The 26556-nt window shown below is 50.5% G+C and carries 24 protein-coding genes and 1 riboswitch; of the genes, 19 read left to right on the top strand and 5 right to left on the bottom strand.

What is annotated here, in order from left to right; genetic code table 11:
* Nucleotides 1-107 precede the first annotated feature (107 nt).
* Nucleotides 108-1616 carry a UDP-N-acetylmuramoyl-L-alanyl-D-glutamate--2,6-diaminopimelate ligase gene (locus ACQKPA_RS00980; protein WP_427488650.1) on the top strand — a complete coding sequence of 503 codons (1509 nt, stop codon included), beginning with the start codon at nt 108-110 and terminating at the stop codon, nt 1614-1616.
* Nucleotides 1617-1639: 23 nt separating this feature from the next.
* Complete coding sequence (locus ACQKPA_RS00975) at nt 1640-2725, top strand: PQQ-dependent sugar dehydrogenase (protein WP_427488648.1); 1086 nt, start codon at nt 1640-1642, stop codon at nt 2723-2725.
* Nucleotides 2726-2946: 221 nt separating this feature from the next.
* On the opposite strand, the gene ACQKPA_RS00970 is transcribed toward ACQKPA_RS00975, so the two are convergent.
* On the bottom strand, nt 2947-3594 hold the full coding sequence (locus tag ACQKPA_RS00970; protein WP_071220311.1) for a helix-turn-helix transcriptional regulator: 648 nt from the start codon (nt 3592-3594) through the stop codon (nt 2947-2949).
* 288 nt (nt 3595-3882) lie between these two features.
* Between ACQKPA_RS00970 and ACQKPA_RS00965 the strand changes: the two genes are divergently transcribed.
* From ACQKPA_RS00965 to ACQKPA_RS00915, 11 genes are all read left to right on the top strand, one after another.
* On the top strand, nt 3883-4119 hold the full coding sequence (locus tag ACQKPA_RS00965; RefSeq protein WP_015736133.1) for an indolepyruvate ferredoxin oxidoreductase subunit alpha: 237 nt from the start codon (nt 3883-3885) through the stop codon (nt 4117-4119).
* Between the two features lie 863 nt (nt 4120-4982).
* Nucleotides 4983-6143: an ROK family transcriptional regulator gene (locus tag ACQKPA_RS00960; RefSeq protein ID WP_427488645.1), complete on the top strand. Its 1161-nt coding sequence runs from the start codon at nt 4983-4985 to the stop codon at nt 6141-6143.
* 28 nt (nt 6144-6171) lie between these two features.
* Nucleotides 6172-7176 (top strand): asparaginase, encoded by a 1005-nt coding sequence (locus tag ACQKPA_RS00955; RefSeq protein ID WP_427488643.1) that lies wholly within the window; start codon nt 6172-6174, stop codon nt 7174-7176.
* A gap of 94 nt (nt 7177-7270) precedes the next feature.
* Nucleotides 7271-8860, top strand: coding sequence for a glutathione ABC transporter substrate-binding protein (locus tag ACQKPA_RS00950; protein WP_427488641.1), 1590 nt, complete (start codon nt 7271-7273; stop codon nt 8858-8860).
* Nucleotides 8861-8974: 114 nt separating this feature from the next.
* Nucleotides 8975-9901 carry an ABC transporter permease subunit gene (locus tag ACQKPA_RS00945; protein WP_071220315.1) on the top strand — a complete coding sequence of 309 codons (927 nt, stop codon included), beginning with the start codon at nt 8975-8977 and terminating at the stop codon, nt 9899-9901.
* Between the two features lie 12 nt (nt 9902-9913).
* Nucleotides 9914-10822, top strand: coding sequence for an ABC transporter permease (locus tag ACQKPA_RS00940; protein ID WP_113058831.1), 909 nt, complete (start codon nt 9914-9916; stop codon nt 10820-10822).
* Nucleotides 10823-10837: 15 nt separating this feature from the next.
* On the top strand, nt 10838-11842 hold the full coding sequence (locus tag ACQKPA_RS00935) for an ABC transporter ATP-binding protein (protein WP_427488638.1): 1005 nt from the start codon (nt 10838-10840) through the stop codon (nt 11840-11842).
* Nucleotides 11839-12828 carry an ABC transporter ATP-binding protein gene (locus ACQKPA_RS00930; protein ID WP_427488636.1) on the top strand — a complete coding sequence of 330 codons (990 nt, stop codon included), beginning with the start codon at nt 11839-11841 and terminating at the stop codon, nt 12826-12828. The genes ACQKPA_RS00935 and ACQKPA_RS00930 overlap by 4 nt, the downstream gene beginning before the upstream one ends.
* A gap of 46 nt (nt 12829-12874) precedes the next feature.
* Nucleotides 12875-14335 (top strand): leucyl aminopeptidase family protein, encoded by a 1461-nt coding sequence (locus ACQKPA_RS00925; protein WP_427488634.1) that lies wholly within the window; start codon nt 12875-12877, stop codon nt 14333-14335.
* Nucleotides 14336-14364: 29 nt separating this feature from the next.
* Nucleotides 14365-15051, top strand: a complete 687-nt coding sequence (locus ACQKPA_RS00920) for a copper homeostasis protein CutC (protein ID WP_427490209.1) — start codon at nt 14365-14367, stop codon at nt 15049-15051.
* Between the two features lie 35 nt (nt 15052-15086).
* Nucleotides 15087-16040, top strand: coding sequence for an ROK family protein (locus ACQKPA_RS00915; protein ID WP_427488632.1), 954 nt, complete (start codon nt 15087-15089; stop codon nt 16038-16040).
* Between the two features lie 394 nt (nt 16041-16434).
* On the opposite strand, the gene ACQKPA_RS00910 is transcribed toward ACQKPA_RS00915, so the two are convergent.
* On the bottom strand, nt 16435-16962 hold the full coding sequence (locus ACQKPA_RS00910) for a hypothetical protein (protein ID WP_427488630.1): 528 nt from the start codon (nt 16960-16962) through the stop codon (nt 16435-16437).
* A gap of 260 nt (nt 16963-17222) precedes the next feature.
* Nucleotides 17223-17353, top strand: a riboswitch (cyclic di-AMP (ydaO/yuaA leader).
* 3 nt (nt 17354-17356) lie between these two features.
* On the opposite strand from ACQKPA_RS00910, the gene ACQKPA_RS00905 reads away from it, so the two are divergent.
* Complete coding sequence (locus tag ACQKPA_RS00905) at nt 17357-17833, top strand: C40 family peptidase (protein WP_071220323.1); 477 nt, start codon at nt 17357-17359, stop codon at nt 17831-17833.
* 229 nt (nt 17834-18062) lie between these two features.
* Here the strand turns inward: ACQKPA_RS00905 and ACQKPA_RS00900 are convergent, their stop codons facing one another.
* Nucleotides 18063-19331 carry a stalk domain-containing protein gene (locus tag ACQKPA_RS00900; protein WP_427488628.1) on the bottom strand — a complete coding sequence of 423 codons (1269 nt, stop codon included), beginning with the start codon at nt 19329-19331 and terminating at the stop codon, nt 18063-18065.
* A 230-nt stretch (nt 19332-19561) separates the two neighbouring features.
* Here ACQKPA_RS00900 and ACQKPA_RS00895 point away from each other — a divergent pair, with 230 nt between their 5' ends.
* Nucleotides 19562-19951, top strand: a complete 390-nt coding sequence (locus tag ACQKPA_RS00895) for a 2Fe-2S iron-sulfur cluster-binding protein (protein WP_427488626.1) — start codon at nt 19562-19564, stop codon at nt 19949-19951.
* A gap of 96 nt (nt 19952-20047) precedes the next feature.
* On the opposite strand, the gene ACQKPA_RS00890 is transcribed toward ACQKPA_RS00895, so the two are convergent.
* On the bottom strand, nt 20048-20905 hold the full coding sequence (locus tag ACQKPA_RS00890; RefSeq protein ID WP_427488624.1) for an AraC family transcriptional regulator: 858 nt from the start codon (nt 20903-20905) through the stop codon (nt 20048-20050).
* A gap of 203 nt (nt 20906-21108) precedes the next feature.
* Between ACQKPA_RS00890 and ACQKPA_RS00885 the strand changes: the two genes are divergently transcribed.
* The 4 genes from ACQKPA_RS00885 (at nt 21109) to fucU (ending at nt 25683) form a co-directional block, all read left to right on the top strand.
* Nucleotides 21109-22902, top strand: a complete 1794-nt coding sequence (locus tag ACQKPA_RS00885; RefSeq protein WP_427488622.1) for an L-fucose isomerase — start codon at nt 21109-21111, stop codon at nt 22900-22902.
* Between the two features lie 25 nt (nt 22903-22927).
* Complete coding sequence (locus ACQKPA_RS00880; protein WP_216532032.1) at nt 22928-23587, top strand: class II aldolase/adducin family protein; 660 nt, start codon at nt 22928-22930, stop codon at nt 23585-23587.
* Nucleotides 23588-23660: 73 nt separating this feature from the next.
* Nucleotides 23661-25172: a rhamnulokinase gene (locus tag ACQKPA_RS00875; protein ID WP_427488620.1), complete on the top strand. Its 1512-nt coding sequence runs from the start codon at nt 23661-23663 to the stop codon at nt 25170-25172.
* An 82-nt stretch (nt 25173-25254) separates the two neighbouring features.
* Nucleotides 25255-25683 (top strand): L-fucose mutarotase, encoded by a 429-nt coding sequence (gene fucU / locus ACQKPA_RS00870; RefSeq protein WP_427488618.1) that lies wholly within the window; start codon nt 25255-25257, stop codon nt 25681-25683.
* Nucleotides 25684-25741: 58 nt separating this feature from the next.
* On the opposite strand, the gene ACQKPA_RS00865 is transcribed toward fucU, so the two are convergent.
* A complete protein-coding gene (locus tag ACQKPA_RS00865) occupies nt 25742-26536 on the bottom strand; it encodes a DUF4183 domain-containing protein (RefSeq protein ID WP_427488616.1) in 795 nt (264 codons plus the stop codon).
* Nucleotides 26537-26556: the final 20 nt, after the last annotated feature.

Genomic DNA, 26556 nt, shown 5'->3' with positions numbered 1-26556 from the left:
AAGAAATGCTGGTTAAAACGATACATAGTCGTAAATTCTACATCTTATATATCACACTGCCACCTGACCCTGGGATTTTGATTACATCACGAGATGAGGAACCTGACATGATTCTGAAATCACTGACGGAGCGGCTGATTCTTAAGACGATAACGGGCAGTACTTCTGTAGATATCACGAACCTGGATACAGATTCAAGAGAGATCCGGCCTGGCGGCTTGTTCGTCTGTGTTCCAGGCTTTCACGTTGACGGTCATGACTATGCCCGGCATGCGATACGTAACGGCGCTGTTGCCATTGTGGCTGAACGGGAGCTGCCGGGACTTCCAGGAGACGTTACACATATAACGGTACCGGATACCAGAAGAATTCTGCCGATTCTTGCAAACGCCTTTTTTGGAGATCCCACGCAGCGATTGAAACTGATCGGAATTACCGGGACAAACGGCAAGACAACGACAACCCACATGGTAGAAAAGATACTGAACGACGCTCACCGCAAAACGGGCATTATTGGCACACTGTATATGAAGATCGGAGATCATATAGAGAAAACGCTGAATACCACGCCGGATACGATCCAGCTGCAGCGTTATTTTCATACGATGGTCACCCATGGCGGGGCCTATGCCGTGTTGGAGGTGTCCTCGCACGGATTGGACATGGGGAGAGTGCGCGGATGCGATTTTCAAACCGTGGTCTTTACGAATTTGTCGCATGATCATCTGGACTTTCATCAGAATATGGAGAGCTATCGCAATACGAAGGAGCTGTTGTTCGCCCAGTTGGGCAATAGTAACCGTGACATGCTAAAGAAGGCGATCCTGAATGCGGATGATGAAGCATCGTCCTATTATGCAAAACGTACATCCGCACAGATTGTAACCTATGGCATTCGTAACGAGGCTGATGTTCGGGCAACGCATATTCAAAACATGCCGGAGGGCTGCAAGTTTCATGTAGAAACGCCATGGGGACACGGCGACTTCAGTCTGAAGGTGCATGGTGTTCACAACGTGTATAACGCGCTGGCCGCCATGACCACTTGCTTGCTGGAAGGGATACCGCTTGAAGAAATCTGCAGAAGTCTACAACAATTTGCAGGGGTTCATGGACGATTTCAAGAAATAGAGACGGGACGAAGATTTCGCGTGGTTGTGGATTATGCGCATAATCCGGATGGGCTTAAGGCAACATTGCAATCGGCCAAGGAAATTACGGCGGGCAAAATGATATGCGTGATGGGCTGTCGGGGCGAAAGAGATCGGTTGAAACGTCCGATCATGGCGGACATTGCAGCTTCATATTCGGATTATGTGTTGTTCACGACGGACAATCCGTTCTCAGAGGATCCTGAGCAGATTATGGCTGAGATGCTGGGAGGCTTAACCTCGCATGAGGCAGGGAATTGGGAGGTTATCCTGAACCGTAAAGAAGCCATTCAACGAGCTGTGGAATTGGCTGGTGATGAGGACAGAATCATTATTACCGGACGAGGACATGAGACCCGTTATGTAGCAGGCAGCCAGATCGAATCGTTTAGCGATGAGGATATTGTGATGAGTTCATTACAGGACATGGAGCAAGGCATCCAGATGATGACACCGGAGCTATAAAATTACCCGGGAGGTGCTGGATTTTGAAACAAAAGGGGCTTGGCGCTGCGATAACCGCGGTTATACTGCTTCTCGCTGCTTGTACACAGTCCCCCCCTGCTAAGGAAGAAGGGGGGCAGGAAGACCATCGGGAAGAGAAAATCGATTCCTCTTATCATGTGCTTGCAGAGCAGTTGAGGACACCTTGGTCGATCGATTTTGACGGCGATACGATTTATGTCAGCGAGCGGGAAGGGAATATCGTTCAGATCAAGGGCGGCACATTAACCAGGCAGTCGGTACAAACGGAGAAGCCGGTCGCCCATCAAGGAGAAGGCGGATTTCTGGGCTTTGCGTTAGCCCCGGATTTTCAGGATTCCGGCCATGCCTTTGCCTACCACACCTATGATCAGGATGGAAAGATTATGAACCGGCTGGTTCTGCTGGAGTTGAAGGGAAGCCAATGGACGGAGTCGCAAGTCTTCCTGGAGCGTATTCCCGGCTCTAATGTGCATAACGGAGGCAGAATTGCGATCGGACCCGACGATATGCTCTACGTAACGACAGGAGATTCGGGAGAAGGAGAGCTTGCGCAAAACCAGGAAAGTCTAGCAGGCAAAATCTTGCGATTGACGCTGGAAGGCAAGGTCCCGGCGGATAATCCGACCGCAGGCTCTTATGTCTATACGCTAGGCCATCGGAATTCGCAGGGCTTGGCTTGGAATTCGGAAGGTGAATTGTACAGCTCAGAGCATGGACCGTCAGGTACGCCTGGCGGACACGATGAGATTAATGAGATCACGGCTGGCAGCAATTACGGCTGGCCCGAGATCTATGGCGATAATAGGTTGGAAGGCATGGAGCTCCCGATTTACCATAGCGGCGAAACGGCAATCGCACCTTCCGGCATCGCTTTTGATGAGCAGGACCGCTTGTACGTGGCGACTCTTCGCGGCCAGATGTTGTACCAACTTCGGCCAGAGAACGCCTCGCTTGAGGTCGTATTGGAGGGTGAAGGCAGATTAAGAGACGTCAAAGTCCATGACGGCAAAACCTATGTCATTACCAACAATACGGATGGCCGGGGTGTGCCTTCCGAACAGGATGATCGCCTGCTGGTGCTGAAATAATTCAAAGAATTGTACATGTCTTGCGATTTAAAAGAATAGAATAGAACAAGTACATTAAGAAAAACGTCTATCGACGTACATTCTCAGAAGACAGACCGCATATAGCGGAAGTTTTTCTTGCAAGACAAGGTGGGTAAGCCTCTGAAGTTTATACTTTCTTATCTCTTAACAAAAAAGGCCCCTTCCCGTATGGAAGGAGCCTGATGTGGCAATAACAGATATTATGTTTGCTTGGCTTCGGTTTGTTTTCGAATACGGTATACACATTTTTTGTCGCCCTTGGCAAGGCACTCGGTACGTTCCACATCCGCTTCCAGCAAGGATTGAAACAGGTCAAGCTCACAGCGGCATGCGTGTTGGAACCGGTTGGCTACCTGGGATATAGGGCAATTCAGTTCCTCGAGGAGATATTCTTCCTCGGTGACTTTTTTGTAATCCACCATATATCCGTTGTCATTCTGAATCTGAGCAAGGGCAGCAACCCGATCTTCGAGAGCATCGGCTTTCACCGTAGGCGTATACTTGTTCAGCAATGTATCCTTACGCTTGTCGAACAGCCGTGAAATCATTTCGTCACCGGCCTCATCCTGCAGCTCGTTCAGCAGATCGAGTGCAAGCGCATGATAGTTCTTAGGGAAAAAATCCTCTGCGGATTCAGTAAGACTGTATAAGGAGACGGGTCTTCCCATCGGCTGTTTCACGGTTCGATAGGTGATGTAACCCTCACTCTTCAAGCTTTCCAGATGGCGCCGGACGGCCATGCCTGTTATACCCAATGCCTCGGTTATGGATTTTGTGCTGAGTTCACCATTTATTTTTAACATTTGCATGATATACTCGCGGGTACTGTATGCGACTTCTTGATCCACTATTATCACCGCCTTGTTTCTCGATGAATGCTTTCTTTTTCAACTAAAAAGGTTAAAAAGCAATATGTCTCATCTTATGTCTTTACCATCTATAAGTCAACCGGAATTGGCAGTTTTTGAGGCTATCATCACGCGGTTTATTGACAATTGGCATGATTAACCACATAATTATGATATATTTTAGTATAAAAAGTATAGAAACCAAGGAATGGATGAAGATTGAGCTTTTGCAATGATAGACGGTCGAAAGATTGAAAGATTATTACACTCTGGAAGGTGGAATGACGGATGTATGTTATTGGCTCAGCTTGTATCGAAGAGAAAGCGGGAGAATGCGTTGACGTTTGCCCTGTGGATTGTATAGAAGAGGGAGATGACCAGTTCTACATCGATACCGATATTTGTATCTCCTGCGGGGCTTGCGAAGCGGCTTGTCCGGTGGCGGCCATTTTCTATTTTGAGGATCTACCGGAAGACCAAAAGCATTATTTCGATAAAGCGGTTGAATATTACAAGAACAAGTAGGGCGCTCGGGCGCTCCGGTTTGAGGCTATCAGACGCTCCGGTTTGAGGCTATCCGCTCTGTTGTCCGCCCGTTTCCGGATTGGAAATAGGTGGGGTAGAAACGGACTCCCAAAGGATCGGCTATCCTCAAACCTCCGCTGGGTGGGTAAAGATCAAAAGAAAAGATCAAAAGACTAAAGATAAGAGACTAAGGGACTTAGAGATTAAAGATTAAAAGAGTAAATAGAAGACTAGGATTGCAAATAATAAACGCTTCGAGATCAATTAAAGAAGATATAAATCAACGGAATCATGAACATATTAGGTTAGGGTCATAATGAAAACAAAACTGTTCTAAATACATAAGCCATCCGGGATCATTCGAGGCCCCCTCGAATTAATTTCTCGGGTGGTTTAATTCGTTATGGGCGGATCATGTAAAGAAGCACTTAAAGACCTAGGACCATACCGAAAATACGAAATATTTCCTCCTTTTGAAGCCATCCGGGATGAAGAATGTTCCAATCATTCTCTTCTTGGGTGGCTTTATTCATGAGTTGAAGGGCGGTGTTATCTATATTTAGAAGGTTCTGCGTCAAGTTGATGTCATATTGTGCGCGCAGCGTGGTCATTTGTATGTATACACGAGATTGAATTTCTTTCGCAAATTGATGAAACACTTACATTTCCAGAAACAAAAAAATAATAATTTAAATGTGTCATATATATTGACACATTTACAAAACACGTTTTATTATTAATATCACTGGAGAATAAAAATAATAAATTTGATAATAATCACGGTTTTTTGATGATTTCAGATCGTTTTATTTGGAAAAATGATCTTATTAATCTACTGGTGAAATTAAATAGGGGATGTCTTCATGAAAAAGCATGATCAAGACTTTATGAAGCGGCAGAACAGACTCACAGTATTCCAAATCATCAAGAACGAACAGCCGATTTCAAGAGCAGCTATTGCCAAACAGACGGGAATGAGTCCGACAACGGTCAGCAGGATCGTATCGGAGCTGACGGAAGAAGGGTATGTTCACGAAACAGAAGAACAAGCCTCGGCCGGACGTGGAAGAAAATCCTCCTTAATAAGACTGCTGGATACGGCGGTCATCTCGATCGGCGTTGAGCTTGATCGCCATCAAGCCAACATCGGATTCATCGATGTTCAGGGAAGTGTATTGTGCAGCGGCAGTTTTCCGAGATCGCCGGAGGATACGGCAGAAGCCACGGTAGTCCGAATCGCGGACACCATTGAAGAACTCATCTCGGAATGCGATATCGATCGCAGACGGGTGGTGGGGATTGGCGTGGGACTGCCGGGCATCATCGATGTTGATGCCGGCGTGGTCAATTTCTCGGTACAGCTTGGTTGGAAGAATGTGAGGCTTGCCGAGAGGCTCAAGGAATTAACCGGGCTTCAAGCGGTGGTAGACAATGAGCTGAAGGTAAAGGCATTGGCGGAGCAGCTTAAGGGTTCGGCTTACGGCTCTAACCGGACGGTTCTCCTTGGGTTCGGTAATGGCGTAGGCTCAGCGCTGATCCTGGAAGGGGAAATTTACCGCGGGGTGACGAACAGCGCGGGTGAAATCGGGCACACGACCGTGGACCCTGAAGGTATGATGTGTGACTGCGGAAAAGCCGGTTGCCTCCAAACTTATATCAATATACCTTCCTTATTGTCTGAAGCCAGCAAAATAAAACCTGTTCGCACGATTGAAGAACTGTTCGCGGAGAGGCGAGCTGGAACACGATGGGCGACCTATTTAATCGATAGAGCCCTTGCGTATATGGCCATTACAATTAATAACGTCGTCAGCATGTATAATCCGGACAGCGTCATTTTGAGCGGCGAGATTTTGGACAAGTTCCCTGAAGTTTACGAAGAGATCACCGATTTGTGCTACTCGCAGTATATCTGGGAACCGCTTCAGGATTCCTTTACGATTGTCCGCTCCGAGCTTCACGAGCATGGGGTCATCATCGGGTCTGGACTTGTCGCACAGGATCGTTACTTTCAATTGAATTAATTCATCTGGAGATCGGGGGAGCAAAATCATGGGATTTGTGCCATTGGTAGAGGAATATCGCGGAAACGTACTGGAGAACGTCCATTACGGAGCGATCAGTGTTGTAGACGAGAACGGTAATGTGGTTTACGCAGCGGGTGATCCGCATCATATGACTTTTCTGAGATCGGCGGCTAAGCCGTTCCAAGCCATACCTGTGATGAAACGCCGGATTGACGAAGTGTACGGACTAACTGGGGAAGAAACGGCATTGTTTGCCGCTTCCCACAGGGGTGAACGCTTCCACATTGATGCTTTGGAATCTATTTTGAAGAAAACCGGGATTCAGGAAGAAGCGCTTCACTGCTGCGCAACTTATCCACTGAACGAGGATGCCAAGGCGCAGCGCCATCGGGATCATGAGGACAAACGTCGGATCTTCCATAACTGCTCGGGCAAGCACAGCGGCTTGATCGCTTTGTGTAAGCATATGGGCTGGGACGAGAGCACGTATTACAAGCCGGAGCATCCGGTTCAGCAAGAGATCATTGAGACGCTGGCCTATTTTGCCGAGGTTCCGGTTTCCTCGATCCCGCAAGGCATTGACGGCTGTGGCCTTCCCATCTTCGCGCTTCCGCTGGACCGTATCGGATACGCCTTCCTTAAGCTGGCTTGCCCGGATTTGATCGAAAATGCGGAGACTGCCGAAGCAGCTGCCAGAATGGCAAAACGGATGAATGAGTATCCGGATATCATTGCAGACACCAAGTTTGTGTGCTCAGCCTTGCTCCGGGACCACAATCTGACTGCCAAGGGCGGCGCCAAAGGCGTGTACGGCATCGGTCTTCGGAAAGAACGCTTGGCGATCTCGCTTAAAGTGTCCGATGGCTCTGAGCAAGTATGGCCATGCATCATCGCTTCCATCCTGGAGCGCCTGGGTTACAGCGATCAGGCTACGATCGACCGCTTGTATGCGCTGGTTCCGAATGAGATTTTCAATGATGGCGGTACGCTGGTTGGAAAGCGACGCGCGGTGTACGAATGGAATGTTTAAGCCGTGAGGAACTCAAGGCGATCGGCAGGATGTTAAATGCCGAAGCGGCGAGTGAATCTATAGATATTCACTACATCAAAGGGGGAGTAAAACAATGAGATTCAAAGGTAGAACATGGTCACTGCTCATGCTGCTGCTCGCATTTACGATTGTTGCGGCAGGCTGCGGCGGAAACAGCGGAAGCGGCAAAGGGGCAAGTGAAGGCGGCGGCGAAAGCAAGCCGGTGACAAAAGATAACAAAGATGTTGTCATTGCGATTAACGCCAACTTCATTACGCTTGACCCTCACAATGCCGGAGACACGCACTCCATTTCCGGTGCACGCACGATGTACGAAGGTTTGATGGGCTTTAACGAGAAGATGGAACTCGTTCCTGTACTGGCTGAAGACTACAAGATCAGTGAAGACGGTCTGACGTACACATTCAATCTGCGCCAGAATGTGAAGTTCCATGATGGAACGGATTTCAACGCAGAAGCCGTAAAAGCCAACCTGGATCGCATCATGGATGAGAAGAACAACCTTAGAATGCGTAAAAGCTTCTCTGCCGTCGCCGATGTTCAAACTCCGGATGACCACACGGTTGTCATCACCCTTAGCCAGCCGTACAACGCTTTCTTAAACAAGACCGCGATGGCGCTGATGATCAGCCCGAAAGCGCTCAAAGAAAGTGCTGACATCACGAAGAATCCTGTAGGTACGGCAGCATACAAGTTCAAGGAATGGATTCAAGGTGACCGCCTTGTTGTTGTAAAGAATGAGGATTACTGGCAAGAAGGTCTCCCGAAGGTAGACAGCATTACGTTCAAACCGGTACCGGAGAACGGTTCCCGGATCGCGATGCTGAAAACGGGCGAAGCGGACTTCATCTATCCTATGCCGACTGAGCAGGTGTCCGAAGTAGAAGGCGATTCCAATATCGTCATTGACAAGATCGATTCCACGATCGTTCGGTATATTACCCTTAACACCATGAAGAAGCCTTATGACGATCTGAAAGTTCGTCAAGCCATCAACTATGCCATTGATAAAGATGCTTACATTAAAGTAGTGAAATCCGGACTGGGCTCGAAGTTGAAGTCTTCCATGTCTTCCATGACACAGCACTATTCCGAGCAATCCGGTTATGATTACGATCTGGAGAAAGCAAAATCTCTCTTGGCCGAAGCCGGCTATCCGGACGGATTCGAAGCAGAGCTCTGGGGAGAGAATGATTCCGAAACGGTAAAAGGCATGCAGTTCATTCAGCAGCAGCTGGCTCTTGTCGGAATCAAAGTTGAACCGAAACCGATGGAAGGTGCAACCCTGTCCGATCAGATTAACTCGGCTACACCGGAAAATGCAAAAATTCAAATGTGGTATGTAAGCTGGTCACCTTCGTCCGGTGATGCTGACGGTGCAACCAAAGGTCTGTTCAGCAGCGAGTTTTTCCCGCCGGCTGGTTCCAATACCGCTTATTACAAGAACGACAATGTAGACCAATGGATCAAGGATGCCAATGCATCCGTCAAAGCTGAGGATGCCAAAGAAATCTATGCCAACATCCAAAAACAAATCTGGGAAGACGCTCCTTGGGCATTCCTCGGGGTCGATCAGGTCATTACCGGCAAGAGAGCTTATCTTGAAGGCGTTAAAGCCCTTCCGGACGGATCGATCAGCGTGATCAACGCAGAAGTCAAATAATCAGGCAGCGAAGAGCTTGCTAAACGTATACCTTGTGGTGGGCCGCCTCTTGAATCAATAAGGAAGCGGCCCATCGTATTTTAAAAGCAGGCATGTTGAAAGGAGGCACATCCTTTGGGAAGATATGCAATTCAGAGGCTGCTGGGTGTTATCCCGCTGTTGTTCGTTGTATCCATTCTTGTATTTATGTTCATTCACCTTATTCCTGGAGATCCGGCACGACTTGTTGCAGGTAAGGATGCCACCCTTGAGGAGATCAACGGGATTCGAGAGCAGCTAGGCTTAAACTTGCCGCTATGGCAGCAGTATGTGAACTACATGAGTGATCTGTTGAAGGGTGACTTGGGTGTATCCGTTACTTCCAATCTGCCGGTAACGGACATGTTGGAAAGCCGGTTTTTCCCGACCATAGTCCTGACCTTTACCAGCCTTGGCTGGGCATTGGTTATTGGTCTGATCATTGGTATCATATCTGCCGTTAATCGCGGAAAATGGCCGGACTATATCGGAATGTTGACTGCGATATCCGGTATTTCCTTGCCCGGATTCTGGCTTGGCCTTGTACTGATTCAAATTTTCTCCGTTGAGCTGGGTTGGTTCCCAACAGGCGGTGTCGACAGCTGGCAATCCTATATTCTGCCTTCTTTTACGCTAGGGGCCGGGATTATGTCCATGCTGGCAAGATACTCCCGTACGTCGATGCTCGAAACGATGCGCGAGGATTATGTGCGGACCGGACGCGCGAAGGGTCTGCGGGAATTCGTCGTTGTCGGAAGGCATGCGCTTCGCAACTCCTTGATTCAGGTCGTAACCGTTGCAGGACTGCAGTTCGGATTTTTGCTGGGCGGTTCGGTTATGGTTGAGACCGTATTCAGTATTCCGGGCATGGGGCGTCTCTTGGTAGACTCGATCGCGTTCCGGGATTATACCGTCATTCAAGCGCTTTTACTGCTGTTTGCAGCCGAATTTATCCTAATTAACCTGATTGTTGATTTATTGTACGGTGTACTGAATCCAAAAATCCGGTATGCATCGAAATAGGAGGGGGAACTCATGAGCGACAATTCAACAGTGACGGTCCATTCCTCCGCGCCGGAGGATATGCTTGCAAAGAGCCAGGCAACTGGCAAATTCAGAGCGTTTACATCTAAATTCATGAAGCAAAAGCTTGCCGTAATATCAAGCGGATTTATCTTGTTACTACTTGTGCTGGCGGTGATCGGTCCGCATATCGTTCCGTATCCTCCGAATGAGCCCAACTACGATGCGATGATGCAAGGCCCGTCGGCTGCCCACTGGGCGGGTACGGATGAGTACGGCCGCGATATTCTGAGCCGCTTGATTGACGGAACCCGGTTGACCATGGCGGTCAGCTTAAGCGCGGTATTTATATCCGCAGTTCTCGGCACGATTCTCGGCCTGATCAGCGGCTACTATGGAGGCTGGATCGACCGTCTCATTATGCGGGGCAGTGACGTCATGTTCTCCTTTCCTGACCTGCTGCTTGCCATTGGAATCGTAGCGATTTTGGGGCCGGGATTATCCAATGTGGTGATCGCGGTGGCGGTCTTTGGCACACCGTCGTTTGCCAGAATCATCCGAAGTGTAACACTCTCCGCGAAGGAGTCTTTATATGTAGAGGCGGCAAGATCGATGGGTGCCAAGCATAACCGGATTATATGGAAGCATATTTTTCCCGAGACGGTTCCCAGCATCATCGTCAACGTGTCGATGAGAATCGGCGGCGCCATTCTGGCAGCTTCTTCGTTAAGCTTCCTCGGACTCGGGGCCAAGCCGACGGAACCGGACTGGGGCGCTATGCTTAGTATGGGACGCGATTACTTAAGCATTGCACCGCATATCGTGTACTACCCGGGACTTCTTATATTCCTGACTGTGCTTGCATTCAATCTGATCGGTGACGGACTGAATGATGCCCTTGATCCGAAGACAAAAAACTAATAGGGGGGATAGATCGTGACGCAAACATTGCTTGAAGTAAAGGGTCTCAAAACCGAATTCAAACGCGATGGCTCATCGGTGCTTGCCGTAGCAGGGGTCGATTTTCACATCAATAAAGGCGAAGTGCTTGGACTCGTGGGTGAATCCGGATGCGGCAAAAGCGTGACCTCCCTGTCCATCATGAGACTTCTTAAGGATACGCCCGGCCGAATATCCGGGGGCTCGGTAAGTTTTGAGGGCAAGGATCTCGTACAAATGTCGGAAAAAGAAATGCGCCGCTATCGCGGAAACGAGCTGGCCATGATCTTCCAGGAACCGATGACATCCCTGAATCCCGTCCTTCGTATCGGGAAACAGCTGGAGGAATCCATCATGCTGCACTTGGGATATAATCGCAAGAAAGCGCGGCAGCATGCCATCGACTCGCTCAAACTTGTCGGCATTCCGCGGGCGGACGAGGTCGTGGATGACTATCCGCACCAATTGTCCGGCGGTATGCGGCAGCGGGTCATGATTGCGATGGCGATGTCCTGCAATCCGAAGCTGTTGATTGCCGATGAGCCGACCACGGCCCTTGATGTCACGATTCAAGCTCAGATCCTAGATCTGATGAACCGACTCAAGACCGAGCAGGAAATGGGCATGCTGCTCATTACCCATGACCTTGGCGTCGTGGCCGAAATGTGCGACCGGGTGGTTGTCATGTACGCAGGCAGAGTCGTGGAAGAGGCAACGGTTGAAGAGCTGTTCGAGAATCCTCAGCATCCATACACCAAAGGGCTCATTAATTCAGTGCCCAAGCTTAGACAAAAGGTACGCCGTTTGGAATCCATTCCAGGGAATGTGCCGGATCTGCGGAACATGCCGAAAGGCTGCAAGTTTGCTCCGCGATGCCCGTTCGTAATGGAGCAGTGCCTCTCACAGGAGCCGGAGCTTCTCCCTGTCGCACATGAAGAACATCGTAAGAGCCGCTGCTGGCTGACACAGGAAGGTCACACGAAGGGAGGAGAAACCGCATGAAAGAAACACCTCTATTAGAAGTAAAGAATTTGCAGAAATCATTCACGGTGAAAAAAGGATTCTTCGGTACATCCAAGCAGCTTCGTGCCGTGGATGGAATCTCCTTCTCGATCCATAAGGGTGAGACCTTCAGTCTGGTTGGCGAAAGCGGCTGCGGCAAATCGACGACCGGCCGCCTGGTGACCCGTCTGCTTGAGCCGAATAGCGGCGAGGTGCTGTTTAACGGAACGGATATTAGCGGATACAATGAGAATCAGATGCGCCCGCTGCGCAAAGACATGCAGATGGTCTTTCAGGATCCATACGCTTCTCTTAATCCAAGGATGAAGGTCAAAGAACTGGTAGCAGAGCCCTTGCTGATTCATACCAAGCTGAGCACCAAAGAGCGGGACAAACTGGCCTGCGAGCTTCTGGAAACGGTCGGATTAAACAGTTTCCATGCCGAGCGTTTTGCTCATGAGTTCAGCGGCGGTCAGCGGCAGCGGATCGGCATTGCCAGAGCGCTGTCTGTGCGTCCGAATCTAATTGTAGCCGACGAGCCAGTGTCTGCGCTGGATGTCTCCATCCAATCGCAGGTGCTGAACCTGCTGCAGGATCTCCAAGAGGAATACGGCTTGACTTATCTGTTCATCTCCCATGATCTCAGCGTGGTTGAGCATATCAGCGACCGGATCGGCGTCATGTATTTGGGAGCTCTCGTGGAGACCGCCGATAAAGATACGCTGTATGACCGCCCGCTGCATCCTTACACTCAAGCGCTGCTATCCTCGGTACCCGTTCCGGATCCGAAGCAGAAGAAGGAACGGATCATTCTGAAGGGTGATCTGCCTAGTCCCGTGAATCCTCCGACAGGCTGCCGCTTCCATACACGCTGTCCTTCCTGCATGGAAGTGTGCAAACAGATTACGCCGGTATATCGTGAGGTTGAGCCGGGCCATCAGGTGGCATGCCATTTATATGACGAAGAAATCATGAAAAACGCTTAACAAACGCTTAACAGCGATGATTCTCTTATAGAGGAGGGAAGGCTCGATGAACATCACAATAGATGAAGCTCACCTGGCAGATACTTCGATTTATGTGGTTTATGAGGGCGAGGAGTCTCATTTTCGTTTAACGGAATCTCGAAAGCAGCGCATGACGCTGACGTGGTTCTATGGTCGCTCCGATCAAGAAGCGGATGATCTCGTTGTCGGCATGGGGCAGCGTTCGAAGCTGACGTTGGAGCAAGTGCGCAGAACAGGCGCATCAGCTGCGAGAGCATTGCTCAAGGAGAATAAAACAAGCGCAGCGCTGATTCGCCCCACAGTCCGCGGCGTCGGTGCATCTTCCCGGATTTCGATAGAGGAAGAACTCCAGGCGTGGGTTGAAGGCTGGATGTATGGACTATATCAATTCAATAAGCATCGCGGGGTTACGGCGAATCTGCAATCCCTGTCTCTTCATCTTCGACTAGAAGATTGGGAGGGGCTTTCCCGTGAAGATCTGGAAGCCATCATACAGACGGCAGAAATCCGGATCGAAGGGACGCAGTTCACCCGAGACTTGGTGAATGAGTCTCCAGAAACGTTAAATCCGGAAGCGTTCGTAGCGGTTGTTGAGGACCGTTTCAAGAAGGCACCCGTTCAGCTACATGTGTATCGCGGACAAGAGCTTCATGATCGGCGGATGAACGGTCTGATCGCCGTTGGTGCCGGCAGCAAATATGAGCCTGCCATGATTGAGATTACCTATAATGGGGTGGGTTCCGAGAAGGAGAGCCCTCATATTGTACTCATCGGCAAAGGCGTAACCTTTGATATGGGCGGCATGAACGTTAAAATCGGCCGAGACATCAGCGATGCTCGTATGGATATGGGAGGCGCTGCAGCGGTCGTGGGTGCCATGGATATTCTGGTATCGCAAAAAGCTTCGGTACGTGTAACGGCGCTGATCGCCGTTGCGGATAATTTATCGGGACCGGATGCGATGCTTCCTTCTTCCGTTATTCATTATCCGAATGGTCTAAGCGTTCAGGTCGCCAATACGGATGGGGAGGGCAGATTGATCATTGCGGATGCGCTGCTGCATGCAGCGAATCTTGGCGCAGATAAAGTGATTGATATCGCAACCCTCACCGGTAATGTCGGAGCCGCATTGGGCTTGGAGATTGCGGGCATCTGGGGCGATCCACAGATTACGGCCGATTTGGTTGAGATCGGGGAGCGTAATGGAGAGCGCGTATGGCCTATGCCGCTGATGGACGAGTACGAATCAGAGCTTAGAAGCGATTATGCCGATCTGAAAAATGTCGGTACGTCCACTTTGGCTGGCGCTATAACGGCTGCGCTGTTTATCCGTCATTTTGTGGCGGATTCCATGGAATGGGTGCACATCGATATGGCGGGCACGGTCCAGTACAAACGGGATTTCCCTCATTCCGCAGCGGGGGCTACCGGATATGGCGCGAGATTGCTCGCGGATTATGTGGAGAAGCAGTTTCTCCAAGCATAAAGAATCAACTTCAATAAGGAGTGACGATGATGCTGCTAGAAATTATCGCAACATGCGTGGATGATGCCATCACAGCAGAGCAGAATGGCGCAGACCGTCTGGAATTGATCACGGCGATCACCGAAGGCGGGCTTACGCCGGGAATCGGGCTCGTTGAAGAGGTTGTGAAAGCCGTTCAGATTCCTGTTCATGTCATGGTCAGACCTCATAGCAGATCCTTTGTGTACAACGAACATGATATAGCTACCATGATTGCGGAGGTGAAGGCGATCCGCAAGGCAGGCGCAGCTGGCGTAGTAATCGGCATGCTGACTCCGGAAGGAAAGATTGACGAGGTCTCCTTAGTCAAAATGCTGGAATGGACAGGTGATATGCAGGTCACGTTCCACCGGGCTTTTGATGAATTGGAGGATCAGTTCGAAGGGCTGCGTACATTGCAGAAATACCCGTCAGTTACCCGCGTCCTTACGTCGGGAGGACCGCAGCCTGCACCGCAAGCCATCCCAAGAATTCGGGAGCTCGTAGAACATACGGCAGGAAGCGAGCTTAAAATATTGGCAGGCAATGGCCTGAAGTGGGAAATCATACATGAATTTATCGACCAGACCGGCGTGATCGAGGTGCATTTCGGCTCCGCTGTCCGGTATGGCCGATCAGGGCTGAAGCCCATTGATCCGGTTGAGCTGCGATCATTGGCTGACAGCTTACATCAATAGAAGTAGCAAACCTATCGGAAACAGGTGAACAAAAATTGCAAACCGTATTGAATAAACAGCAAGAATTTGTGGTTGGCGTTGACCTTGGGGGTACGAAGATCGCGGCAGCGCTCTTTGATTCCGAAGGACAGCTGCTGTACCGGGAGCAAATGGAGACGGCAGGCGCGCGTACGGCCGAGGAAGTGGTCACGAGAATTACGAATATGATTCGCAGCGTCTCGGGCGGCCAATCGCTCCGAGGGGTTGGCATGGCTTCGCCGGGAACGGTTAACAGCCGGGAGGGCATTGTCATTCATGGGACGAATCTGCCGGAATGGACGAATGTTCCCCTCAAAGCATGGATGGAACGTGAGCTGCATACGGAAGTTCAGGTGCTGAATGATGCTAATGCAGCCGCATGGGGAGAGTATGTAAGAGGTGCTGGAAGAGGGGCGACGAACATGGTGTACGTGACGCTAAGCACCGGTATCGGTTCAGGCATCGTGCTGGATGGGAAGCTGTTCCTGGGCAGCAGTTCCTTTGCTGGGGAACTGGGACACCATATCATTGATCCCAGCGGTCCGCAGTGCAATTGCGGCAGCCACGGCTGCTGGGAGGTGTTTGCTTCAGGAACGGCCATCGGTCTTGAGGCTTCCCGCCGGATGCTCTCCCAACCGAGCGTCATAACAGAACTGGCTGCAGCCGATTCGGGGGTGAATGCCAAGCATGTGTTTGAGGCAAAACGTCTTCATGATCCTGTAGCCGTCGAGGTCATCGACCGTGCTATTTATTACATGGCGCTTGGATTGGTTAACGTCATTCACAGCTTTAACCCCGATCGCATCGTCATTGGCGGGGGTGTGAGCAGAGCAGGTGAGCTGTTGTTCCCGCAGCTGCGGGAAATGACGGATAAGCTGGTCATGCCATCCTATTTAGGAACGTACGAGATCGTTCCGGCAGGACTTCGGGACGATGTTGGTCTGGTTGGAGCTGCGGCTTTGTTCCAGTAGCATAGGCGTAAAGAGAATGATACGGATAGGATCAATGATGAATAGATACTAGACAGAGAGCGCTCGGAATGACGACGTAGTATCATGTTACCGAGCTAAAGAGAATTAGACAAAAGCCGCCCTTCTGAGGGCGGCTTTCCAATTATTCATAGAGAGCGGGAAACGGAGCGATCATTTTTTTGCGTCATAAGTCCGTAACATGTAACAAGTGATAGGCGTGAACCGTAAGCCGTCATCCGTTTGTGCTGGAGTCGATTTTTTTGGTTCCTGGTTAGGTTTGTTTGTATCCGACAAACAATAAACGGTTGCTCGCACTTTCCCGCCCGCCGGCGGAAACCGCCGGCTCCAAACCCGCACGTGGGGTGACCTGCAGGCTTGGAGCCGGCGGCTTTCGCTATTCCATGTACTTGGATGCGTCAAACGTAATCAGGGACGTATGATTGGCATGTTCAATCAGCGAAGAGAGCTTGGTTACTTCGCGTTCCTTCTTGCGGGCTTGCGCCTGATAAGCCTCCGGATCATATAAGGCGACGTTGAACAGCGTTATGGCACCGTCTCCGCTGCCACGGCTGCTCTGGCGCTCCAGCTTCTTGCGGGAGCCGAGATGGGCAAGCTGTCCGATATCGCTGCGTATTTGTTTGGCCAGCTCGATCGCTTCCATGATCGTAATGTCGGAGCCGTCCCAGGGAATAGTCTGCGTGGTATTGGAGATTGCCATCAGCAAATCCAGCTTCCTATAATCCGCCGCGGCCGCTTCGATTTCTTCTGTAATGGCATCCACGCTGCGCGTAGGGTATTCCGCCGTCTCCCCTTTTTCAATGATCGTGCTGCTGTTGTTCAAGCGTTCCGACATCAACTGATTGATGAGACGGTTAATTGCTGCCCGGACAGCTAGTGCTTCTGCCATCGTAATTTGACTCATAAGTGATAGATCACCTCTTTAATTTCATTTCTGATTGTGTAAACGCATAGAGTTGTAAAAAGTTGCTAGATTATTTAAAAAAGCAGCGCGAGAAGGTAAACAGAGTTACATAATTGTCATGACTGAGTGAGACGGTTAACCAATATCCGGCCAAAATTCTTCATCTTTACGACAGCTCCAAACATAAAACGATAGATTTTTAGGATATGATTGACAGCATCCTTGCTTGTATACTATATTAAGAGAAGGTTACAAAACGTTAATGAATTTTGCCGAATTTCGTTTGTGAAAACGGGGGAACCGTCTTGGGTGAATTACTCTTGTATAGAGAGTATAGGGAACCTTCAACCGAACCCTTAGCTAACTCCGTAGGCATCGAAGGAGAGAACATATTTTGAAGAAGTTTGTCATCACTTTGCTAGGGTCTGCAATTATTTTTTCTTCTGGTGCCGTTTCAGCATTTGCTGATCAACAACCGAATTTTCAGTATCAAGTGAAGCAATTGGTAGGAACTCCATACAAATGGGGCGGAACGACCACCAGCGGGTTTGATTGCTCCGGATTTATACTGTACATGTTTAGAAATTTCGATATTGATCTTCCGCGCACTTCCCAAAGCCAGGCTAAAGCGGGCGAACATGTGGATCGCGAAGATCTGCGGGTTGGAGATTTGGTATTCTTCAATACGAGCGGCAGCGGAATTTCCCATGCAGGCGTTTACATTGGTGACGGACAATTTGCGCATGCTTCCAGCAGCAAGGGAGTCAGAATCAGCAAGCTTAGCGATTCCTATTACGAGCCGCGTTATGTCACGGCACGTCGTGTTTTGAGTCAAGAAAACTATGCAAAGCTGGTAGGAAGCGCAAGCTAATTGGATTACGCAGCCGTTTAGGGTACGACATACATAATCAGAAAGCCTGACAAAGGGATGACCTTGTCAGGCTTTCTTTTTTTAGATATCAGAAAGTATAAACTTCGAAGCTTGTGACTTCCTGATATCGCAAGAAAAACTTCTACTAACTGCGGTCTGTCATCTGTGAAAGTACGTCGATAGACGTTTTTCTTACTATAAGTCTATCATCCCACATGGGGGTGTTCGGTTACTCCTTAACAACAGAGGCATTCACGGCAGCTTCCATTCCATTATCATAGAGACGGAACAAGCCTAGGCGCCAGAAAGCAGCACCTTTCAGGTCGTAACGTTTGGCCAAGCCGAGTTTATCGTCCACGGAAGTGGCGGTTTCGCTGCTTAAACTGATGCCAAGCAGGAGCTTGTGCTTCGGGACGCCTGCTTGGAGTGCCAACTGGATCGCTTGGTCTACCAGGCTGTTCGGTTCGGGAACCTGAGATTTGGTTCCGACCGGATTGTACTGATAAGCCATAACAATCAGGTCATCAGCGATGGAGGCCAGCGTCTTGTAATCATATCCTTTATAGGCGCTGTTCAATGGCGGCACCGCTAAAGACAGGGCAACGTCATTCGGCAATGCCGCTTTCAATTGCTTGACATAATCATTGAGCAGCTTCTGCTGCTTCACGGCATCCAGTTTAAATCCGAGCCCTTCAAAATCAAGCACAACGCCGCCGAATCCGTTCTCCGCTACCGCGGCTGTGATGCCTTCAATGGACTTTTGGCGGAGGTTGCCGTCGCTCAGGACTTTGGTTAATTCGCCGTTTCCATCCAAGGCATAGACCATAAGGTACGGTTTAATCTCCTGGTCCGCAGCATCGGCAACAATCGATTGCGGCGTAACGTCTCCAGCCGAAGCGGGAAGGCGGTACTCATCCCCTTGAAGCGTGAACTGACCCTCGCGATCGATGCGGCTCCAGCCAAAGGCGACAGAATTCATGGATCCCACGAGATCCCGTTCTTGGAAAGATTGTAATGCATAGAAAGCTCTCAAATGCATTTCGCGCTGCGGCGATACGAGGGAGACTGTACGAGTCGACTGGTTCCAGCCGACATCAACGCCGAATTGGCTGCTGAACGAGCTGAGCGGGATCAGCACACGGCCTTCCCGCTCCATCGGCGGAGCTGCAAGCTTCACTTTTTTTCCATTGACGGTTGCGCTCGTGCTCCCAACTTGAAGTAACACTTCTGTCGATTGGCCTTTCACACTGCCAATGGCCTTCACGGTTTGCGTCTTGCTATTCCACGTGATTTGAATGCCCAGTGCTTCTCCAACCGTCCGGAATGGGACGTAGGTAACCCCTTTGTCTACCCGTGGAGCCGCATCGAAGGTAAGCGCAACGTCATCCAGCTTTACCGAAATGGCAGGCGCAGCCTGTACCTGGCTGATATGCGGTGTGGTTAAGGATAAGGCAAGGACGGCAGCGACAGCTGTTTTACCTATTCGTTTATGCAGCATGCTTTTTGTTTTCCCTCCAACATCATAAAATAATAGAATGATTTTTATAGAATTTGGAAAGTGCTCTAGCATACGCTAGTATAGCAAAATTTTCATAGAGTTCCAATTCCATGATGTCAATGTCATAGAATAGATAAGAGTAAGCATGTTGATTTTTTAAACTTTCCAGTATAATAAATGAAGGATTTGATACATAACCTGATGATGACATGCATAGGGGGATAACGCGCGTGTTTAAATTCTGGAAAAAGAAAAAGGGCAGGGATAGCGGAGACAAAGCCTCGATCCCTGCAGCGGAAGAGATAATGGAAGCCGTACCGGATCCGATCATTGAGCTTGCAGGCCGCGAGGTTCGCCGCAGCGTGGCGCCTGTTCTTGGCATGACGGTGCTTGATCTGGCCGAGCGGAATGATGTGGACTGGAACTCTTTTTGCAAAAGAGGAACTTGTGCGCGCTGCCGCTGTATGGTAGTGGAGGGAATCGAGTATTTGTCCGAACCTAATCTGGCCGAAGAACGCCGCCTGGATCCGGAAGAGATCGAAGAAGGCTATCGTCTGGGATGCCAGAGCAAGATCGAAGCGGTCGGTCCCATCAAAATCAAGCATGCCCCATACTTTTGACGACATAGAAGGACAAATAACAGAAATATTTAAAAGCAGGCAGCCGTATGATCGCGGCTGCCTGCTTTGTTGATAGGAAAACAAACTTAAATCCCTTCACTCCACGGCCATTCTGCTCTGTTCCCGGAACGAGCTCGGCGTTTGACCGGTAATTTTTTTGAATAACATGGAGAAGTACTTATCATTGCCGTAACCGACTTGAGAAGCAACCTCATGTACCGGCATTTCGGAATCCGCCAGCAGGCGCTTGGCCTCTTCAATCCGGCGGGATATCAAGTAATTGAAGGGGGAATCGCCGACTTCTTTTTTGAACAGATGGGATAAATAATGCTGACTGACATACATCGTATCGGCAATGTCCTTGAGACTGATGCTCTGGGTATAGTTGGTGTCGATAAAGTGTTTGGTCCGCAGCGCGATTTCATTCTTGCCTTTCAAGGACTCGAATTGGTGTTTAACGTCCACAATGCGATAGATTACGGTAATCAATGACATCAGCAGGTTGGTGCTCAGCGTTTCATATCCCAGCACCTGCGAATCGCATTCACGGAGGATCTCGGAAAGATAGCTCTCCACCTTATAAGCGTATTTCTCGCAGGATATGACAGGCTCCACGTAGGCCGGGAGCAGCATCCCCTGGGGAACCCCTTCGATGTGAAGCGAATCCACGCCGCAGTAGATCACCTTGAAAGGTCCGTCCGTGATGGATCTCTCCTCGTGAGGAATGCCGGGGTTATAAATCGCGACATCGCCTTTGTGGAGTTCGTATATTTTTCCTGCAATTGTGAATTCTCCGCGTCCTTCTACTACATAGATGATCTCGCAGAAATCATGAATTTGCGGCGGTCCATAAAAGAAGTCCTCGTCCACGACCTGCCCGGCAAAGAGCAGCTGGGGATTTTTGATGAAGCGGAAGTGATCGCTTTTGCTATGCGAGATTTCGATCTTTGGCACGGTCTTGTCCCTCCTGGAAAGCAACATCCTCTACCTATTATAATGCAAAACGCCCTTTCATGCGGAAATCGTTTACATCTGCTATTCGGGATGGTTCACTGTCTTGCTGAAATTAGGATCCGATATAACAAAATAGTGGGTTATCTCTTGCACCAAATAATCTTACAATGATGTCATAATCCTTATAGGGAGGCGTGACATACATGACAATTGAAAACGATTACAGATGGCGGGACGGGTTTCCGAGAATCGGGATTCGCCCTACGATAGATGGAAGACGGAGAGGGGTTCGCGAATCTCTCGAGGAACAGACCATGAATCTGGCCAAGGCCGTCGCCGAGATGTTGACGAAGGAGCTCAAATATCCGAATGGCGAGCCGGTTGAATGCGTGATTGCGGATACGTGCATCGGCGGAGTGGCCGAAGCGGCTGCAGCCGCCAAAAAATTCAAAAATGCCGAAGTCGGCCTAACCATAACCGTTACGCCTTGCTGGTGTTACGGCACCGAGACGATGGATGTCGATCCTTCGCGACCGAAGGCGGTATGGGGTTTCAACGGAACAGGACGTCCAGGCGCGGTTTACCTGGCCGCCGTATTGTCGGCCCATGCCCAGAAGGGGCTTCCTGCTTTCGGCATCTATGGCGAAGACGTTCAGGATGAAGGGGATACCCGTATTCCGGATGACGTTCAAGAGAAGCTTCTGCGTTTTGCTCGGAGCGGCTTGGCTGCAGCGTACATGCGCGGACAATCGTATTTGTCCATGGGCTCGGTGTCGATGGGCATCGCCGGCTCGATCGTGGACGACAGCTTCTTCCAGGAATATCTGGGCATGCGTAATGAATATGTGGACATGAGCGAGTTTACGCGCCGCTTGGAAGAAGGCATTTATGATCCTGAAGAATATGAACAGGCGCTTGCTTGGGTGAAGGAGAACTGTACGGAAGGACCGGATAACAATCCGGATCATCTCCAGAACAGCCGGGAGCGCAAGGATCTGGAGTGGGAAACCGTCGTCAAAATGACGCTGATCACCCGCGATTTGATGATCGGTAATCCGCGTCTGAAGGAGCTCGGCTTCGAAGAGGAAGCTCAGGGCCACAGTGCAATCGCTTCCGGATTCCAAGGTCAGCGCCAGTGGACGGATCATTCCCCTAACGGAGACTTCCTGGAGACCATCCTTAACTCCTCCTTCGATTGGAACGGCAGACGTTCGCCGTATATCGTGGCAACGGAGAATGACAGCCTGAACGGAGTCGGCATGCTGTTCGGTTACCTGTTAACCAATACGGCACAGATTTTCGCAGATGTGCGGACGTATTGGAGTCCGGCTTCAGTTGAACGGGTTACCGGTTATAAGCTCGAAGGCAAAGCGGAGAATGGCATCCTGCATTTGATCAATTCCGGCTCGGCTGCACTGGATGGAACGGGCGAGCAGGAAATTGACGGCAAACCGGCCATGAAGCCGTTCTGGGATATCACGGATGAAGAGGTCGATCGCACGCTGAAGGCCACGCAGTGGAGACCGGCTAACTTGGAGTATTTCCGGGGCGGCGGTTACTCGACCGACTACTTGACGCGCGGCGGCATGCCGATGACGATGTTCCGTCTTAACCTGGTCAAAGGGCTTGGTCCCGTGCTGCAAATCGCTGAAGGCTATTCCGTGGATTTGCCGGCGGAGGTACACGACACGCTCGACAAGCGTACAGACCCAACATGGCCAACGACCTGGTTTGTGCCGAACCTTACGGGACAGGGTGCGTTCTCAAGCGTTTATGAGGTCATGAACCAGTGGGGCGCTAACCATGGCGTGATCAGTTACGGACATATCGGAGCGGATCTCATCACCCTGGCCTCGGTCCTGCGTATTCCGGTCAACATGCATAATGTGCCAGCCGAAGAGGTGTTCCGTCCACGTGCATGGGGGATGTTCGGAACGACCGACCCGGAGAGCGCCGATTTCCGCGCTTGTCAGAACTTCGGTCCTCTATATAAATAAGGTCAATCGAGAGGAGTAGGAGAACATGCTGAACATCGAAACGAGAAATGAGCTCTGCAAGTATGCCAAAAAAATCGTCGACAGCGGACTCGTTGTAGGACCGGGAGGAAACATTAGCGCGAGAGCCGGGGACAAAATGTATTTGTCCCCGAGCGGTTTTGCGCTGGAGGAGATTGAACCGGAGCAATGGATCGAAGTGGATATCCCGACCGGCGATATTACCGATATAGGATTACGGCCTTCGTCCGAAGTGCTGATGCACCTGTATGGATACCGGAGCAACCCCGATATCGGGGCGATGGTGCATACACATCCATCCCACTGCATTGCCTTTACGTTGGTTGAGAAGGAGCTGCCGGTGATGTTTCCGGACCAGGCGGCATTGGTTGGGCGTACGGCATACATCCCTTACATCATTCCTACGACAGATTTGCTGGCAGATGCCGTCGCGGAGAAAGTAACGACGGCCAGTTCCATCCTGCTCGGTAACCATGGACTGGTCACAACCGGCCGGAATCTGCGTGAAGCGTATTACCGAACCCAGGTAGTTGAAGAGAGCGCCAAAATTTATCTGAGCGCCAAGGCTGCCGGCACACCGGTGCCGCTGACAGATCAGGAAGTGGATGATATCGCTGCACTTGAGAGCGAAGATTATCGTATTCAGCTCCTTCAGAAGATGAAATAGAAAGATTGTGGATCAGATCCGGTTGTTCAAACTCGGATCGATATAGTACTAAAGGTGAGAAAGGATGCGGCTTATGAGCAATTCATCCGCGGTGCTTGCGTTTGACTTGGGAGCCAGCAGCGGCCGGGCGCTGCTGGGCGAGATCACCGCTTCTGATCATGAATCGCCCGGCATGCTGAAGATTACCGAGATTCACCGCTTTGCCAATATACCCGTTCAGATGGGACAGCATTTGCACTGGAATTTCCCGATGCTGCTGCAGGAGGTTAAGCATGGCATCCGCAAAGCGTTCCAAGCCGGCTATCAACCGGTCAGTTATGGCATCGATTCATGGGGCGTCGATTATGGACTGATTGACCGTAACGGGGAGCTCATCGGAGTTCCTTATCATTACCGGGATCTGCGGACGGAAGGCATGGTGGAGGAAACCTGCGAGCAGGTCGGGAGAGAACGTCTGTTTCAAGAAAGCGGTCTGCAATTCATGCCGTTTAACACGATTTTCCAGTTAAATGCAATGCTAAAGTCAAAATCTCCGATGCTTGATATTGCAGATAAGTTCCTACTCACTCCGGATCTTCTGAACTATTATCTGACGGGGGTTCAGGCGTGCGAATTCACCATGGCCACCACGACTCAGCTCTATCATGTTACAGAAGGCAAGTGGAATGAACCCTTAATGGAGGAGCTGGGGCTTTCCGCATCCCTGTTCATTGAACCCGTACAGCCGGGAACCGTGATTGGAAGGCTGCAGGATGCCGTGGCGCAAGAGCTGGGCGTTCCGGCGATTAAAGCGATTGCCGTGGCATCGCATGATACGGAATCCGCCGTGGTAGCCGTTCCTGCGAACACATTCCGATTTGCCTATCTTGTATGCGGTACCTGGTCGCTTCTCGGAACCGAGCTTCCGGAGCCGCTTGTCCATACGGACGTGCTGGAAGAAGACTTCTCCAATGAGGGTGGAGCTTATCAAACCTTCCAATTGCTGAAGAATATTATGGGTCTTTGGATTCTTCAGGAGTGCAAGCGGCAATGGGAGAATCAAGGATTGACGTATTCATTTGCGGAGCTGGTCGAACTCGCTCAGGACGCGGAATCGTTCCGCAGCTTCATAAACCCGGATGACCTGCGCTTCATGAATCCGGCGGATATGCCGGCTGAAATCCGGGATTATTGCCGGGAGACAGGGCAGCCCATTCCTCATAGCACCGGAGAGTATGTCCAGTGCATACTGCAGAGCTTGGCCCTGAGATACCGGGAAGTGCTTGAGCGGATGGAGGTTCTGACAGGGCACCATTACGATGGGCTCCATATGGTTGGCGGCGGCATTCAAAACGAGCTGTTGTGCCGTTATACGGCCAATGCCATGGGCCGTACGGTGTGGGCCGGACCGATTGAGGCTAGTGCCATCGGGAACATGCTGGTCCAATTTGTGGTGAATGGCACATTGCGCAATCGAGAAGAGGGAGTGGAACTCGTCAAGCGGTCTTTTCCGCTTGCCTGGTACGAGCCTGAGTCCAACGAGGATTGGGAGGCAGCATTCCAGCATTACAAGTCCATTGTCGGACAACAACAGGTACAACAGTAAGGTTAAGGAATTCTTAGAGAATGGCAGTCTCCTAACATATCCAAGCCTTACATCTAAATTCGATAGAGAAGGATGTCATATCATGCTAAAAGGCATATCTCATGTGCTCTCGCCTGAGCTGCTGAAGATTCTGATGGAGATGGGGCACGCGGATGAAATTGTGCTCGGCGATGCCAATTTTCCGGCAGCCAGTCATGCCCAGCGGTTGGTCCGGGCAGACGGACACGGAATTCCTGCGTTATTAAACGCGATATTGCCGTTATTTCCGTTGGATACGTATGTTGAGTCCCCGGTAGCTCTGATGGCTGTGACGCCGGGGGATACCGTAGAAACTCCGATCTGGGATGAATACCGTGAGATCGTGCAGCAGTTTCATCCCGTTCCCGTGCAATTTGATGAGGTAGAGCGATTCTCGTTCTATGAGCGGGCGAAGAATGCTTATGCCGTCGTGTCGACCGGCGAAAAAGCGCTGTACGCAAATGTCATCCTCAAAAAAGGCGTTGTCGTTTAAATAAGGAATGAAAAGAACCCCACCCTGCTTCCCGGCTGAGTGGGGTTCTTTGTTTGTTCTAAGCCACCACCTGAACGGTGAGATACAAAACCTCCAGTAAGATCGGTGTGCCGGGCAGGAGCATATCACCAGGAGAATGCAAGGTTAGTGCTTCCGGCGTGAGGGTGTATATTCGGCCTTCCTGAATCATGCCGTTGATATAAACCGTTGAGGAGGTGTTCGGACCGACCGCAATGCTCTGAAATGTATGATTTCCGTCATCATCCGTAAATTGATCGGCAGATATGACGAAGGGAGCATCCAGATTAACCTCGGACATCAATACATAAAAGTAACGAAGCGTGGTCGGCAGTACAATGATCTCCGGCACTATCACGCTTCCCGGTAATCCTTGGATGCCCTGTGGACCAGGGGGACCGGGAGGACCCGGAGGACCCGGAGGACCTTGAGAACCTGGGATGCCTTGCACCCCGGGAATGCCTTGAATCCCCGGCAGCCCTTGGGGACCTACTGGTCCAGGCAAGCCAGATGGTCCGTTGGAACCCGGAGGACCTTGCAGGCCACTGGGACCTTGTATGCCTTGATCACCTTGGAGCCCCTGGGAACCTGGCAGACCAGGCAATCCGAGCAAACCTTCCGATCTCTGTGTTCCTTGACGTTCCGACCATTCAGATGGAATGTTACCCGAAGGATCGGAGCCGGATTTGCATGGCCAGATCCTTCTTTTGTTGCTTGGTGACACGACTTGCTTGCATTTGCGCTGCTTCTTGAAGTTCCTGCGTTTTCGATGCCCAGCAGCCTTTAGTACAGAATACCGCTTCCGTTTAATCACGGGATTTTTCAGTCTTATCACCGCCCCGGATGAATGTATGT

The organism is Paenibacillus sp. NPDC093718, assembly GCF_050279985.1.
Lineage (GTDB): Bacteria > Bacillota > Bacilli > Paenibacillales > Paenibacillaceae > Paenibacillus_AQ.
The sequence above is the reverse complement of the archived record's forward strand: the minus strand, read 5'-3'. Positions and strand labels throughout refer to the sequence as shown.